This is a genomic window from Arenimonas sp. (assembly GCF_019459675.1).
Classification (GTDB): domain Bacteria; phylum Pseudomonadota; class Gammaproteobacteria; order Xanthomonadales; family Xanthomonadaceae; genus Arenimonas.
Genome location: NZ_JAIBFH010000009.1, coordinates 1 through 14073 on the forward strand (window position 1 = coordinate 1; position 14073 = coordinate 14073).

The following is a 14073-nucleotide window of genomic DNA, read 5'->3' on the forward strand; positions in this document are numbered from 1 at the left end:
GGGCCTTGGAACTGGGTAGCCGCGGCCACCGCCGGGTGGCCGACGATGCGCCCGAGTTCACCCAGATCGCCCCCGACGTGCTGGACGGCACCTGCCCCGAGCTGCTGCAGGACCTGCTGGAAGTGCGCGGCCTGGGCGTGATGAACATCCGCCAGATGTTCGGCGACACGGCGGTGAAGCGGAACAAGTACCTGCGCCTTATCGTGCACCTGGTGAAGTCGCAGGAGCCGGCCAAGGAAGCCATGGCGCGCATTACCGGCGAGTCCGACAGCCGGCGCGTGCTGGACCTGGACGTGCCCGTGGTCGGACTGCCCGTGGCCGCGGGCCGCAACCTGGCCGTGCTTACCGAAGCCGCCGTGCGCCTGCACCTGCTGCGCAGCAAGGGCATGGACCCCGCCGCCGCCTTCCTGGCGCGGCACACCGAATTCCTGCTGCAGGGGGAATCGCCATGACCGACTCCGCACGCCCGCTCCTTATCGTGGTCAGCGGCATGTCCGGCTCGGGCAAGTCGGTGGCGCTGAACACGCTTGAAGACCTTGATTTCTTCTGCACCGACAACCTCCCCGCTGAACTGCTGCCGCGCTTCGTGCGCAGCGTCGCCATGGACCAGCGCGGCCGGCATCGGCTGGCGGTGGGCATCGACGTGCGCAACCGCACGCCGGACCTGTCGCGCATCCCCGAGTGGCTGTCGGAAGTCGGCGCACTGGGCTTCGACCACAAGCTGGTTTACTTCGACACGCGCGACGAGGTGCTGCTCAAGCGCTATTCCGACACCCGGCGCAAGCATCCGCTGAGCCACGACGGGCTGCCGCTGGCCGACGCCATCCGGCTCGAGCGCGAACGCATGCGGCCGCTGCTGGGCATGGCCGACCTGGTGATGGACACGTCGGAGTTGAACGTGCACCAGATGCGCCGCCAGGTGATCACGGCCCTGGGCATCGGCGCCCGCCAGGGCATGTCGGTGCTGTTCGAGTCCTTCGCCTACAAGCGCGGAGTCCCGGCCGACGCCGACTTCGTGTTCGACGCCCGCGCGCTGCCCAATCCGCACTGGAACGCCCGGCTGCGGCCGCTGTCGGGTCGCGACCAGGCGGTGCGCGAGCACCTGGACGGCGACCCGGTGATGGGGGATTTCGCAAACCAGGTCACGGCGTTCCTGGACGCGTGGCTGCCGCGCTTCGAGGCCGAAACCCGCAGCTACCTGACGGTGGCCTTCGGCTGCACCGGCGGCCGCCATCGTTCGGTCTACCTGGCCGAACGCCTTGCCGCCCACTTCCGCAGCCGCGGCCGCGAAGGCGTCGCCACCTTCCACCGCGAACTCGAGTAAGCCCCTTTCCACATTTGCCGTGCATCGGGTCTGGTAGAGTTTCTGCATGGCCGTAGGCATCCTCATCGTCAGTCACCCCGGAACGGGCACCCCGCTGCTTGACGCGGCGCGGCGGCTGCTGGGCGGCCTGCCGCTGGCCACCGAAGCCTTCGAGGCGAACTGGGACGGCGACGCCGACTCCCTGCTTCCCGCGGCCAGCGCCGCCCTGCGCCGGGTGGATGGCGGCGACGGCGTGCTGATGCTGGTGGACCTTTACGGCGCCACCCCGTCGCGGCTGGCGGAAAAGCTCTCCCGCCTCGGCACCCCTTCGCATCGCATCAGCGGGCTGTCGCTGCCGATGCTGCTGCGCGTGCAGAACTACCCCGAACAGGACCTGGACGAGCTTTGCCGCACCGCCGCCGCGGGCGCGCGCAATGGCGTGGTGATCAACGATGCTTGAACGCGAACTCAAGGTGTCCAACCGGCTGGGGCTGCATGCGCGCGCGGCGGCGAAGCTGGTGCAGCTCCTGTCGGGCTTCACCTCCCAGGTCACCCTGACCGGGCGAGGCCGCGAGGTGAATGCCAAGAGCATCATGGGCGTGCTGCTGCTGGCAGCGGCACCGGGCACCACCGTGCTGATACGCGTGGATGGCGACGACGAACAGGCCGCGCTGGACGCCGCCGCCGACCTGTTCGACCGCCGGTTCGACGAGGAAGACTGATGCGCCGCGCCCTGCGCGGCCAGCCGGCTTCGCGCGGGATCGCGCTGGGGCGGGTGCGCGTGCGCACGCCGCAGGCGCTGGCGGTGGACGAGCGCCGCATCACCGCCGACGAAGTGCCCGGGGAAATACTGCGCCTGCACCGCGCGCTGGACACCGCCCGGCAGGAGCTGCACGGCCTGCGCGAGCGGCTGCACGGCGCACTGGCGCAGGAGGTGGGCGAGTTCCTCGACCTGCACGTGATGATCCTCGACGACCCCGAGCTGCTGCACGGCCTGGATGACCTGGTCAGCACCGGCCGCTACGGCGCCGACTACGCCCTCAAGCTCCAGCGCGATCGCCTGGCGGCCGTTTTCGAGGGCATGCACGACGACTATTTCCGCAGCCGCCGCGAAGACCTCGACCACGTCATCGGCCGCGTGCACGCCGCCCTCCAGCAGCGCAACCACGACGCCGAACGCGGGCTTGCAGGCGACATCCTGGTGTGCGAAACCATCGCCCCGCAGGAGCTGGCCGAACTGCAGTCCCAGGGCGTGGTGGCCGTGGTGGCGGCCAGCGGCAGCCCGCTGTCGCACAGCGCCATCCTGGCCCGCAGCCTGCATCTGCCGCTGGTGCTGGGCGCCGCCGAGCTCCTGGCGCTGGCCAACGACGGCGACGCGCTGATGGTGGACGCCGGCACCGGCGAGGTGGTGCTGGAACCCGATGCCGGTGATCTGAAGCGATACCACCGCCGCCAGGCCGACATCGGCCGGGAACAGGCCCAGCTTTCACGGCTCAAGCGCCAGCCTACGCGCACCCTGGACGGGGTGGACATCCGCCTTTATGCCAACGCCGAATCACGCCAGGACGTGGCCGAAGCGCACGCGCTGGGCGCCGACGGCATTGGCCTGTACCGCACGGAGTTCCTTTTCCTGCAGCGGCGCGAACTGCCGGGCGAAGAAGAACAGTTCCTCGCCTATCGCGACCTGGTGCTGGGCATGGCCGGCCGCGTGGTGACCATCCGCACGCTCGACCTGGGCGCCGACAAGGCCGACCACAGCGGCCTGACCCTGCGCAGCGAGCCCAATCCCGCGCTGGGGCTGCGCGGCGTCAGGCTGTCGCTGGCGCACGAGCCCCTGTTCCTCACCCAGCTGCGCGCCATCCTGCGCGCCGCGGCCTATGGCCCGGTGCGCGTGCTGGTGCCGATGGTGTGCTGCCGGGAAGAAGTGCAGGCCGTGGTGGCGCTGCTGGAAGCGGCGCGGCTGTCGCTGCGCGCCGATGGCCGGCAGTACGGCGAAAGGGTCGAACTGGGCGCCATGATCGAAGTGCCCGCCGCCGCCCTGGGCGTGCCCGACTTCATCGACCTGGTGGACTTCGTGTCGGTGGGCACCAACGACCTGGTGCAGTACCTGCTGGCGGTGGACCGCGGCCACGAATCGCTGTCGTCGCTTTACACGCCACACCATCCGACCATGCTGAGACTGCTGGCGGAGCTTTTCACCTATGGCCGGCGCAACGGCGTGCCGGTGGCGGTGTGCGGCGAGATGGCCAGCGAAGCCGCCAACGTGCCCCTGCTGCTGGCGCTGGGCCTGCGCGACTTCAGCCTGCACCCGTCCACGCTGCTGGAAGTGCGCCGCGCCATCCGCGCCGCCGACCACGGCAGCCTGCGCCGCCGGGCACAGTCGCTGCTCAGGGCACACGACCGCGCCGGCATAGAAAAGTGGCTGGCCCGCTGACGCAGGGCGCGGAAGCTTTCAGTCGTTGAAACGTTCGTCGAAGAAGTCTTCCATGGCCGCATAGGCGCGCTTGGCCGCGCGCGGCTCATACAGGCAGCCCGGGCTGTTGGCATCGACTTCGGCGAAGCAGTGCACGGCGCCGCTGTAGTTCACGAACTGCCAGTCGGCCTGGGCGTCGGTCATTTCCTTCTGGAAGGTGCTGATCTGCTCGGCCGGAACGTAGGTGTCGTCCGCGCCGTTGAGCACCAGCAGGCTGGCCTTCACGTCGCCGGGCTTGGCCGGGATCGTGGTGGACAGGTTGCCGTGGAAGCTCACCACGCCGGCGATGTCCGCGCCGCTGCGCGCCAGGTCCAGCGCCACCGCACCGCCGAAGCAGAAGCCGATCGCGCCCAGCTGGGTCGCGTCCAGCGGCGTCTTGGCGGCCGACGCGGCCAGCACGCCCAGCGCCGCATTGATGCGGCCGCGCAGCGCTTCGCGATCGGCGTAAACGGCGCCGGCGGCCTTGCCTGCCTCGTCGGCATTGGCCGGGCGAACGCCGCGACCGTACATGTCCACCAGCAGCACCACGTAGTCGTCGCCGGCGATCTGCTTGGCCTTCTCGATGGCCGAATCGTTCACGCCCATCCAGTTGGGCACCATCAGCAGGCCCGGGCGCTTGTCGCTTTCCGAGTCGTCATGGACCAGGTAGCCGTCGAAATCGGTGCCGCCGTAGCTCCAGCTCACCGGCTCGGCAACGGGCTTGGCGAAGGCGGTGGCGCTGAGGCCGAACAGGGCAAGGGCTAGCAGGGTGCGCATGGCGGGAATCTCCTTGGATTGGCCCCGGGATTCTAGTCCCGGCCGGCGCGCACCGCGTAACCGCCGCGTGAGCGTCAGGCCACGCCCAGCCCGGAAATGGCGCAGATCTGGTCGGGATCGAAGCCCGCGGCCTTGGCGAAATGCCGGCCGCGCTCGACGTAGTCGCGGTAGCGCGGGAAGCTGGGCGCGCCCGGGGACAGCAACAGCACGCCGTCGTTGCCCAGCACCTGCAGCGCCAGCTTCACCGCTTCCTCCATCTCGCCGGCCTCCATCAGGAAGAAGCGGTCCCCCAGCGACAGCGGCTTGAGCTTTTCGTAAACGCGCGGTCCGTTCTGGCCCATCGTCACCACCGCCGTCACCGGCTCGGCGGCCAGTCGCTCGGCGAAGATGCCCCAGTCCAGGCCGCGATCGTAGCCGCCCACCAGGATGGCCACGCGACGGCCGCGGAAGCAGTCCAGCGCGGCGATGCTCGACTGCGGCGTGGTGCTGATGGAGTCGTTCACCGCTTCCACGCCGTTGCGGATGCCCAGCGTCTGCAGCCGGTGCGGCAGCGGGCGGAACGCCAGCGCGGCGGGCGCCAGCGCCGCCGCGTCCAGGCCGATCGCTTCGACCGCCGCCAGCGCCGCGCACAGGTTCAGCCGGTTGTGGCGACCCGGCAGCGGCAGCGCGCGTGCGTCCAGGACCCGCCGCTCGCCGCGGAAAACGCTGCCTTCGCGAAGGTGCCAACCGTCGGCGTGGTTGAACCACAGCACGCGCGTGCTGGCCGGCACGTCCAGCTCCACCAGGCGTGGGTCGGCGGCGTTGAGCACCGCCACCCGCGGCGCGGCGCGCGTCACCAGCGCCAGTTTGTCGGCGTAGTAGCGCGCCTCGCTGCCGTGCCAGTCCAGGTGCTCGGGAAACAGGTTCAGCACCACGGCCACGTCGATGTCCTGCACCTCGCCGGTCTGGTAGCTCGACAGCTCGATCGCCCAGGCTTCCGGCGGCGGCTGCACGTCCATCAGCTCCAGCATCGGCATGCCGATATTGCCCGCCAGCGCGGTGCGCTTGCCGGCCGCACGCAGCAGGTGCGCCAGCATCGCAGTGGTGGTGGACTTGCCCTTGGTGCCGGTGACGCAGATGCGCCGACCCACGGCCGGCTCGGCGAACCACAGGCCGCTGGAGCCGATGAAGCGCACGCCGTTGAGCGCGGCGTCGGCGGCGGGCGACGCGTAGGGGCTGATGCCGGGCGACTTGATGACGACGTCGAAGCGCGACAGCGCCGCGGCGTCCACGGCGGTTTCGACCTCAAGCGCCGGGTCCTGCATCTGGCCCAGCGCCTGGGCCTCTTCGGCCGAGCAGAACACGGTTACCGGCTGGCGGGGCAGGTTCCAGCGCAGCGCGGCCAGCGCCGCACGGCCTTCGCGGCCATAGCCCCAGATCGCGACCCGCTGGCCTTCAAGCTCCGAAATGCGCACGCACGCCCTCCCACAGCCCGGGCGCGATGCCGTGCTCGCCCGAGGGTAACAGCAGGGGCGCCAGCCCCCGGTCGGAAGGTTCAAGCTGCGGGCGGATCTCGCACGCGTAGCGCTTCACCAGGGCGTCCTCGCGCCAGGCCGCACTGTCGGCCAACGCGTCCATCGCCGCACGCGACTCGCGGCCCTCGCCCACGCATTCGAAGGGCTTGTGGTCGCGGTACTCCAGCAGCGCGTCGAAGCCCGGCGCCTGGTCGGCTTCGTCCAGCAGGTTGTGGCCGAAGATGGCCATCAGCCGCGGCTTGGGCATGAACGGCGCCAGCGCCAGGAACACGAAGTGGCACTTGGGGCACACGCCGCACCAGCGCTGCGCGGGACGTTCGCCCAGCAGGTGGAAGTTGCGGTTGCAGCTGGAGAAGTGCTGGTCGTAGCGGTCCAGGCGGGCGAACTGACGCGCCACCGCCAGCTCCGAGAACGGCCGCAGCAGCGAGTAATAAGCCAGGTCGGCGGCGACGTGGCCGCGCAGGTGGGCGGCGAAGTCGCGCTCGAAGTCCCAGCCCTTGGACCACTGGTGGTTCACTTCGCCCGTGCCCGGGATCAGGCTGCCGTAGCTGGCCGAACGCTCGTTGGAGAACACCACCTGCGCATGGCCTTGAAGCAGCGCCGCCATGGCCAGGATGGCCGAGTTCACCGCCGTCACCGGGATGTGGCCGTTGAGTGCGCCGCGCTTGTTGTACTCGAACAGCAGCGGAGACAGCGCGCGCGTGACGTTGAGCGTGGGCTGGCCGGTGCGCTCGGCGCAGGCCTTGATCAGCGGCGAACTGCCGACCCAGGCCACGGTCTGCGCGACGCCCAGCGCGCGCAGGGCCTCGATGGACACCAGCGAGTCCTTGCCGCCGCCGATGGCGACCAGCGCGCGTTTCTCCAGGCCCGCCGCCGGTGCGGCCGACGACGACGCAGCCGCGACCGGGAAATGGATGCGGCCGCGCAGCACCATTGCGTTGCGATAGGCGAACTCGCCCAATCCGTTTTCGTAAACCGAGGTCAGCAGCGCAGCCGTCGGCGCATCGATGCCCTCGCCCTCGATCACGATCTCCGGCGGTACGGCGGCCTTGTAGTAGCTCACGCCGGCAACCAGGTGCAGCAGGCGCAGCGCGCGCTGCACCGCTCCGGCGCGCGCGGCGTCCAGCACGAAGGGCGCTCCGGGGAAGCGCAGCGTCTCCACCATCTCCGGGCCGTGGTCGAAGGCGTAGGCCAGGCGCGCCTCGCCGGTGTCGGCATCGAATCGGCAGCCGGTGAAGCGGAAGGCCCGGATGGACACGCGGTCAAACTCAGCCATCGATCACGTCCTCGTGCGGAAGTTCACGCAGGTTGTAGCGGTTGGCCATGACCGCGCCATAGGCGCCGGCGTGGCCCACCAGCAGCACATCGCCTTCAACGGTGGCCTCGGGCAGGTGGCGCTGGCGTCCGATCACGTCGCCGGTTTCGCAGATGGGGCCCACCACTTCGCAAGGCTCGCCGTCGGGCGCATCGAAGCGCGAAAGGTTCACGATTTCATGCCAGGCGTTGTACAGCGCGGGGCGCATCAGCGTGTTCATGCCGCCGTCGGCACCCACCCGGCGCAGGCCCTGCTTGGACGCCACCTGGGTGACGCGCAGCAGCAGTGCACCGGCCTCGGCCACCAGATAGCGGCCCGGCTCCACCCACAGCGCGTACTGCGGATACGCGGCTTTCACCTCCGACAGCGCCGCCGAATAGGCGGCCACGTCGAACGGGTCGGCTTCCGGGTCGTAGGCCACGCCCAGGCCACCGCCAACGTCGATGAAGCCGACCGTGCCGATGCCTTCGGCCAGCGCCGCCAGCTGCGCGTACACGGTGTGCCAGTGCTGCGCGTCCAGGATGCCGCTGCCGATGTGCGCATGCAGCCCGGCGATGCGCGCGCCGGCCGCACGCGCCGCATCCAGGAAACCCGGCACCGCCTCGGCCGCGAGCCCGAACTTGGCGCCCTTTCCGCCGGTGCGCACTTTCTCGTGGTGGCCGTGGCCAAAGCCCGGGTCAACGCGCAGCACGATGTCGCGGCCCTTGAACAGCTCGGCCCAGCGCAGCAGCGGCGTGGTGCTGTCGATGGTGACATGCACGCCCAGGGCCAGCGCGGCGGCGTATTCGTCGCGCGGCGCGAAGCTGGGCGTGAACAGCACGCGGTCGGGCGCCAGGCCCGGCAGCGAACGGAACAGGTGTTCGAGCTCGCCGCGCGAAACGCATTCGAAGCCGAAGCCCTCCGACTCCAGGCACTTGAGCACCAGCGGATGCGGGTTGGCCTTGAGCGCGAAGAAACGCCGGTCCACGGCGGGGATGCCGGACAGTTCGCGGGCGCGGTCGCGGATGGTGGGCAGGTGGTACACGTAGCGCGGCGTGCCGGCGTTGGCCAGGTGCAGCAGCCGCTCGCGCGAAACCTGCCACCAGGGCGCCGGGCGCGTGCCGGCGGGCTGGTCGATGCGACGCCAGCTGGGTCCGAACACCGCGGCCTCGGTGACCGGCATCGCGCCCGACTGCGCCAGCAGGGCGTGCAGCCGCGGCATCATGCCCTCGGCGATACCCTCGTCCACCACGAAGGTGAGGTTGAGGTCGTTGGACGACTGCGAGATCAGGTGAACGCGCTCGCGCCCGAACTCGGCCCAGACATCGGACAGCTTGTGCAGCAGCGAGCGCATGCCGCGCCCTACCAAAGTGATGGCCGCGCAGGGGGCGATCACCTTCACCCGACAAACCTGGGACAGGTCGGCGCACAGCGCGTCCAGCACGTTGGTGCTGACCAGGTTGTCGCTGGGGTCGAGCGAGACGGTGACGTTGGCTTCGGACGAGCCGATCAGGTCGATCGACAGCCCGTGCGCCTTGAAGCGTTCGAACACGTCCGACAGGAAGCCCACCTGCTGCCACATGCCGATGGTTTCCATGGACACCAGCACGATGCCGCGGCGCGAACTGATGGCCTTCACGCCCGGGATCGTGGTGGCCGAGGAATCGATGACGGTGCCGGGCATGTCCGGCCGTTCGGTGTCGCGGATCCAGATCGGTACCCGCGCCTCGCGGCAGGGATGGATGCAGCGCGGGTGCAGCACCTTGGCGCCGGTGGTGGCGATTTCCTGCGCCTCTTCGTAGTCCAGCCGCGACAGCAGCCGCGCGTCGGGCACGGCGCGCGGGTTGGCGCTGAACATGCCCGGCACGTCGGTCCAGATTTCCACCCGGCGTGCGCCCAGCAGCGCGCCGAAATACGCCGCCGACGTGTCGGAGCCGCCGCGACCCAGGATGGCCGTGCCGCCGTCGGGCGCGCGCGCGATGAAACCCTGGGCGATGCGCAGCGCCGGGCCGGCCGCGGCGAAGCGCGCGCGCAGGCCGGCATCGCCCACGTAATCGCAGGACGCCGAAAGGCGCTTGCTCCAGTCGGTCTGGTTGGGCAGCGGCCGCGCGAACAGCCAGTCGCGCGAATCCACCCAGCCCACGTCCAGCCCCTGGGCGCGCAGGTAGGCCACGCCCAGCGTGGACGAAAGCAGTTCGCCCTGGCCCAGCACCTCGGCCTGCCAGGCCAGGTCGCCGGCCGCGCGGCGCGGATCGGCGCCCAGCGCATGCAGCGCCGCCAGGCGCTGGCCCAGCACAACCGACACGTCCAGGCCCAGGTCGACGCAGAAGTCTTCATGGCGCTGCACCAGCGCGGCGATGCGCGCCTGGGTGCCGGCCTCGTCGGCATGGCCGTCACAGATCGCCTGCAGCTCGTTGGTAACGCCCGACACCGCCGACACCACCACCAGCACGCGCGCACCGGTTTCTTCGGCCCGGCGTTTCATCAGCTGGCCGATCGTGTCCCAACGGTGGCGTCGGGACACGCTGGTGCCTCCGAACTTCAGGACGATCCAATCCGGTGCGTCGGCACCGGCGGCAGGCACGGCTGGGCTCATGGTCACGGTTTATGATGAGGGGATGCGGCGCGTGGGCGCGGCGTGCGCCAGTGTAAACGAAGGCGCCGTCGGCACGCGTGGCCCGCCTGCCAACGTTTCGACATGACGATCCAACCCCCGCCAACCCCGGAGCCCCGCATGCGCCGCCGCGACTTCCTGCAGCTTGACGTTTTCGCCCACCGCCCCGGCACCGGCAACCCGCTGGCCGTGGTGCTGGATGCCCAGGACCTGGACACCGCGACCATGCAGGCGTTCGCGAACTGGACCAACCTGTCAGAGACCACCTTCGTGCTGCCGCCGCGCGACCCGTCGGCGAGCTACCGCGTGCGCATTTTCACCCCGCGCCAGGAGCTGCCGTTCGCCGGCCACCCCAGCGTCGGCACCGCGCACGCCGTGCTCGAGGCCGGCCTGGCCCAAGCCCGCGACGGCCGGCTGGTGCAGGAGTGCGGCGCCGGCCTGCTGCCGCTGCAGGTGCAGGGCGACGGCCCCGCGCGCCGCATCTCCGTGCGGGCGCCGCGCGGCCAGGCCATTGCCGCGCACGCCGGCCATTTGGCAGCGCTGGAAGCCGCGCTGGCTGGTCGCGCCCGCGGCGCGCTGCTGCCCGCACTGATCGACAACGGCCCGCAGTGGTGGGTGGTGGAGTTGGCCGACGAGGCCCAGGTGCGAACGATGGCACCCGACCTCGCCGCCATCACGCTTCTCACCGGGGCCACCGGCGCCGTCGGCCTGGCCGTGTTCGGCCGCAGCGCACCCGGCAGCGCGCACGCGCTGGCCGTGCGCGCTTTCTGCCCGGCCGACGGCATTCCCGAGGACCCGGTCACCGGCAGCGCCAACGCCGCCATCGCCGCCTGGCTGCACCACAACGACGCGCTGGGCGCCCTGGGCCGGGAGTTCATGGCCAGCCAGGGCCGCGAGGTGGGTCGCGACGGACAGGTCCACATCCGCGTGGACGCCGACGGCGACGCCTGGGTCGGCGGCAGCACGCAGACGGTGATCCGCGGCGCGCTGGACTGGTAACCTTCAACGCCCCTCGGGCAGGATGCCGCGCATGAACCGTTCCTTCGTACAGCTCGACGTGTTCGCCGCCAAACCCGGCGACGGCAACCCGCTGGCCGTGGTGCTGGACGCCGCCGGCCTGGCCGACGACACCCTGCAGGCCATCGCGAAATGGACGCGCCTGCCCGAAACCACCTTCGTGCTGCCGCCGACCACGCCCGAGGCCAGCTACCGCCTGCGCATCTTCAGCCCGCGCCGCGAAGTGCCCTTCGCCGGCCACCCCAGCATCGGCAGCGCACACGCCGTGCTCGAGGCCGGGCTGGCGACGCCGCGCGACGGCCAGCTGGTGCAGGAGTGCGCAGTGGGCCTGCTGCCCATCGAAGTGCGTGGCGAAGGCCACGCCCGTCGCCTCGCGGTGCGGGCGCCGCGCGCGCGGGTGCTGGAAATCGGCCAGCCCGACGACCGTCGGCTCGGCGCCGCACTCAAGGGCTACGTGCCCGGCGCGCTGCCGCCGGTGCTGATGGACGGCGGCCGCCGCTGGTGGCTGGCCGAACTGGTGGACGAAGCGTCGGTGCGCAGCCTGGTGCCGCGCTGGGAAGCGGTGTCGGCGCTGGCCCGCGGCCACGATGCGATGGGGCTGTGCGTGTTCGCACGCTGCCATGGCCGCGACTACGACCTGGTGGTGCGCGCGCTGGTGGGCCATCCGGGCCAGGTGGAGGACGCCGCCTCCGGCGCCGCGAACGCCACGCTGGCCGCCTGGCTGCACGAACGCGACGCCCTGCCCCACGCCGACGGCCGCTACGTCGTCAGCCAGGGCCGCGAAGTCGGCCACGACGCGCGCCTGGAGCTGCGCGTGGACGATGCCGGCGACGTGTGGTCGGGCGGCATGGTGCAGACCGTGGTGCGCGGCACGCTGGACTGGCCGGCCTGAGCAACGCGCCGCCGCAAATCAGTTCGCGGCGGATTTCCCGGCTTCAAACACCGCACGCCCATCCACCCACGTGGAAAGCACGGGCAGCTGCGGCAGCTCCGCCGAGGGCATCGTCAGCGGATCCGCGCCCAGGATGACGAAATCGGCGCGGTGGCCCAGCGCCAGTTTGCCCACCAGCGCCTCGTCGAAGCTGGCGAATGCAGCGCCGGTGGTGAAGCCCTCCAGCGCCTGCAGCGGCGTCAGCTTCTGATCGGGCAGCCAGCCGCCCGCGGGCTGGCCGCCAAGGTCCGAGCGCGTCACGCTCGAGTACAGCCCCAGCCGCGGATCCACCGACTCCACCGGGTAGTCCGAGCCCAGCGCCAGCGCCACGCCGGCCGCGCGCATGCGCTGCCAGGCGTACGCACCCTCCAGCCGCGCCGCACCCACGCGCGCTTCCGCCCACGGCATGTCCGAGGTGGCGTGCGTGGGCTGCATCGAAGCGATCAGCTTGAGCGTGGCGAAGCGCGGGATGTCCGACGGCGCCACCACCTGCGCGTGCTCGACGCGCCAGCGATGGTCGGTGCCCGCCTTGTCGCCCAGCGCCGCGGCGTAGGTGTCCAGCACGATGCGGTTGCCGCGGTCGCCGATGGCGTGGCTGGCCGGCTGGATGCCGCAGTCGCGCGCCTTGGCCACGCCGGCGGCGTAGGCCGCGGGCTCGGTCACCAGCAGGCCGCGGTGGCCCGGTTCGTCGCTGTAGTCCTCCAGCAGCGCCGCGCCGCGGCTTCCCAATGCGCCGTCCACGTAGAACTTCACGCCGCGCATGGCCAGGCGGCCCTGGGGGTGTTCATAGGTTCCCAGCGCGCACAGCACGTCGAGCATTGCGCCGTTGCCGTCGGCATAGGCGCGGATGCGCAGCGGCAGGCGGCCGGCGTCGGCGAAGCGGCGCATCAGCCGCAGGTCGGCCAGCGACACACCCATGTCGTGCACGCCGGTGAGGCCGTGCGCCACCGCCGCCTGCAGCGAACGCTCCAGCGCCTCGGCCCGCAGCGAGGCGTCCGGCGCCGGCACCACCGCATCCACCAGCGCCGCCGCGGTGTCGATGAAGACGCCGGTGGCGCGTCCGCCTTCGCGCAGGATGCGGCCGCCGTCGGGCTGCCAGTCGCCCGACAGGTCGCGCGTCACGGCGCGCAGCGCGGCGCTGTTGGCCCAGCCCGCGTGGCCGTCCACGCGCTCAAGCCAGACCGGGCGGTCCGGGAACGCGGCATCGAGGTCGGCGGCCGTCGGGAACTGCTTGCCCGGCCAGTCGTTCTGGTCCCAGCCGCGGCCCAGCAGCCAGGCGTCTTCGGGCAAGGTCTTCTCGAATTCGCGCAGGCGGGCGATGACCTCCTGCTTGTCCTTGGCGTCCACCAGATCGGCGCGAAGCAGCGCGAAACCGAGGTTCATCACATGGCCGTGGGCGTCGATCAGCCCGGGCACCACGTGCCGGCCGCCGGCATCGATGATGCGCGCTGACGGGTGGTCCTTGCGGGGGTCGCCGCCGCTGCCCATCAACTGGATCACGCCCTGCTCGTTCCAGCCGAAATACTCCACGCCCTGCGGTTTGTCCGCGCCGGTGTGCACGCGGGCGTTGACCAGAAGCGTGGTGACTTCGGCGGCGGCCACGGTGGGCAGCAGGCAGGACAGGGCAAGGGCGAGAAAGTGACGACGCATGGGCGGCTCCGTTGGCAGGCGCCCTACCCTACCCGCAAACCGCGTGCGCCGGAAATGAAGAAGGGGCCCGCAGGCCCCTTCTTCGTGTTGCGCCGCAACGCGCGGCCTCAGCCCGCCGGCGACACGTCCACGCGCACGCGGATCTCGCTGCCCGGGTGGTAGTCGGTCATCGTCTCGTAGCGGCGGCCGGCGTATTCGTAGCCGACGCGATAGCCCAGCACGCGCTCGTCGCGCACCTGCGAGGTGACCGTGCGGCAGCGCTGCACTTCCTGCGGGTAGGCCGCGGCCTGGTTGCGGTAGCCATCGTTGCGGTAGCGGCCGTTGCGCTCGATGTTGTTGCCGATGGTGCCGCCCAGCACCGCGCCGAGCACCGTGGCGGCCTTGCGGCCGTCGCCGTCACCGACGCTGTTGCCCAGCACGCCGCCGGCGATCGCGCCGATCAGCGCACCGCCACCCGTGGTCTGGCCTCGCGGCGCATAACGCGGGTCGCCGGCATAGCCGCGGTCCTGGTAGGCATAGGA

12 protein-coding genes and 1 pseudogene are annotated in these 14073 nt (G+C 71.2%); 7 read left to right on the forward strand and 6 right to left on the reverse strand.

Annotated elements, in window-relative coordinates; translation table 11 throughout:
* The 5 genes and pseudogenes from K0M70_RS00275 to ptsP form a co-directional block, all read left to right on the forward strand.
* Window positions 1–452: pseudogene (locus tag K0M70_RS00275) on the forward strand (HPr kinase/phosphorylase); the annotation flags it as partial.
* On the forward strand, window positions 449–1324 hold the full coding sequence (gene rapZ, locus K0M70_RS00280; protein ID WP_290777726.1) for an RNase adapter RapZ: 876 nt from the start codon (window positions 449–451) through the stop codon (window positions 1322–1324). The pseudogene K0M70_RS00275 and the gene rapZ, both read left to right, overlap by 4 nt.
* Before the next feature lie 46 nt (window positions 1325–1370).
* A complete protein-coding gene (locus K0M70_RS00285; protein ID WP_290777729.1) occupies window positions 1371–1763 on the forward strand; it encodes a PTS sugar transporter subunit IIA in 393 nt (130 codons plus the stop codon).
* On the forward strand, window positions 1756–2025 hold the full coding sequence (locus K0M70_RS00290; protein WP_290777731.1) for an HPr family phosphocarrier protein: 270 nt from the start codon (window positions 1756–1758) through the stop codon (window positions 2023–2025). Before K0M70_RS00285 ends, K0M70_RS00290 begins: the two co-directional genes overlap by 8 nt.
* Complete coding sequence (ptsP, locus tag K0M70_RS00295) at window positions 2025–3737, forward strand: phosphoenolpyruvate--protein phosphotransferase (RefSeq protein WP_290777733.1); 1713 nt, start codon at window positions 2025–2027, stop codon at window positions 3735–3737. The genes K0M70_RS00290 and ptsP overlap by 1 nt, the downstream gene beginning before the upstream one ends.
* A gap of 18 nt (window positions 3738–3755) precedes the next feature.
* Here ptsP and K0M70_RS00300 read toward each other — a convergent pair whose 3' ends face one another.
* From K0M70_RS00300 to K0M70_RS00315, 4 genes are all read right to left on the reverse strand, one after another.
* Window positions 3756–4532, reverse strand: coding sequence for a dienelactone hydrolase family protein (locus tag K0M70_RS00300; RefSeq protein ID WP_290777735.1), 777 nt, complete (start codon window positions 4530–4532; stop codon window positions 3756–3758).
* A gap of 74 nt (window positions 4533–4606) precedes the next feature.
* Window positions 4607–5986, reverse strand: coding sequence for a UDP-N-acetylmuramoyl-L-alanine--D-glutamate ligase (gene murD / locus K0M70_RS00305; RefSeq protein ID WP_290777738.1), 1380 nt, complete (start codon window positions 5984–5986; stop codon window positions 4607–4609).
* Window positions 5967–7322: a UDP-N-acetyl-alpha-D-muramoyl-L-alanyl-L-glutamate epimerase gene (murL, locus tag K0M70_RS00310; RefSeq protein WP_290777741.1), complete on the reverse strand. Its 1356-nt coding sequence runs from the start codon at window positions 7320–7322 to the stop codon at window positions 5967–5969. The genes murD and murL overlap by 20 nt, the downstream gene beginning before the upstream one ends.
* The gene (locus K0M70_RS00315) at window positions 7315–9936 is read right to left on the reverse strand and encodes a bifunctional aspartate kinase/diaminopimelate decarboxylase (protein WP_290777744.1); all 2622 of its coding nucleotides are present in this window, start codon (window positions 9934–9936) and stop codon (window positions 7315–7317) included. Before K0M70_RS00315 ends, murL begins: the two co-directional genes overlap by 8 nt.
* A 138-nt stretch (window positions 9937–10074) precedes the next feature.
* On the opposite strand from K0M70_RS00315, the gene K0M70_RS00320 reads away from it, so the two are divergent.
* Window positions 10075–10953 (forward strand): PhzF family phenazine biosynthesis protein, encoded by an 879-nt coding sequence (locus K0M70_RS00320; protein ID WP_290777747.1) that lies wholly within the window; start codon window positions 10075–10077, stop codon window positions 10951–10953.
* A 22-nt stretch (window positions 10954–10975) separates the two neighbouring features.
* The gene (locus K0M70_RS00325) at window positions 10976–11863 is read left to right on the forward strand and encodes a PhzF family phenazine biosynthesis protein (protein ID WP_290777751.1); all 888 of its coding nucleotides are present in this window, start codon (window positions 10976–10978) and stop codon (window positions 11861–11863) included.
* 18 nt (window positions 11864–11881) lie between these two features.
* On the opposite strand, the gene K0M70_RS00330 is transcribed toward K0M70_RS00325, so the two are convergent.
* The gene (locus K0M70_RS00330; protein WP_290777754.1) at window positions 11882–13552 is read right to left on the reverse strand and encodes an amidohydrolase family protein; all 1671 of its coding nucleotides are present in this window, start codon (window positions 13550–13552) and stop codon (window positions 11882–11884) included.
* A 107-nt stretch (window positions 13553–13659) separates the two neighbouring features.
* Window positions 13660–14073: glycine zipper 2TM domain-containing protein (locus K0M70_RS00335; RefSeq protein WP_290777757.1), on the reverse strand; the 414-nt coding region annotated here is incomplete at its 5' end.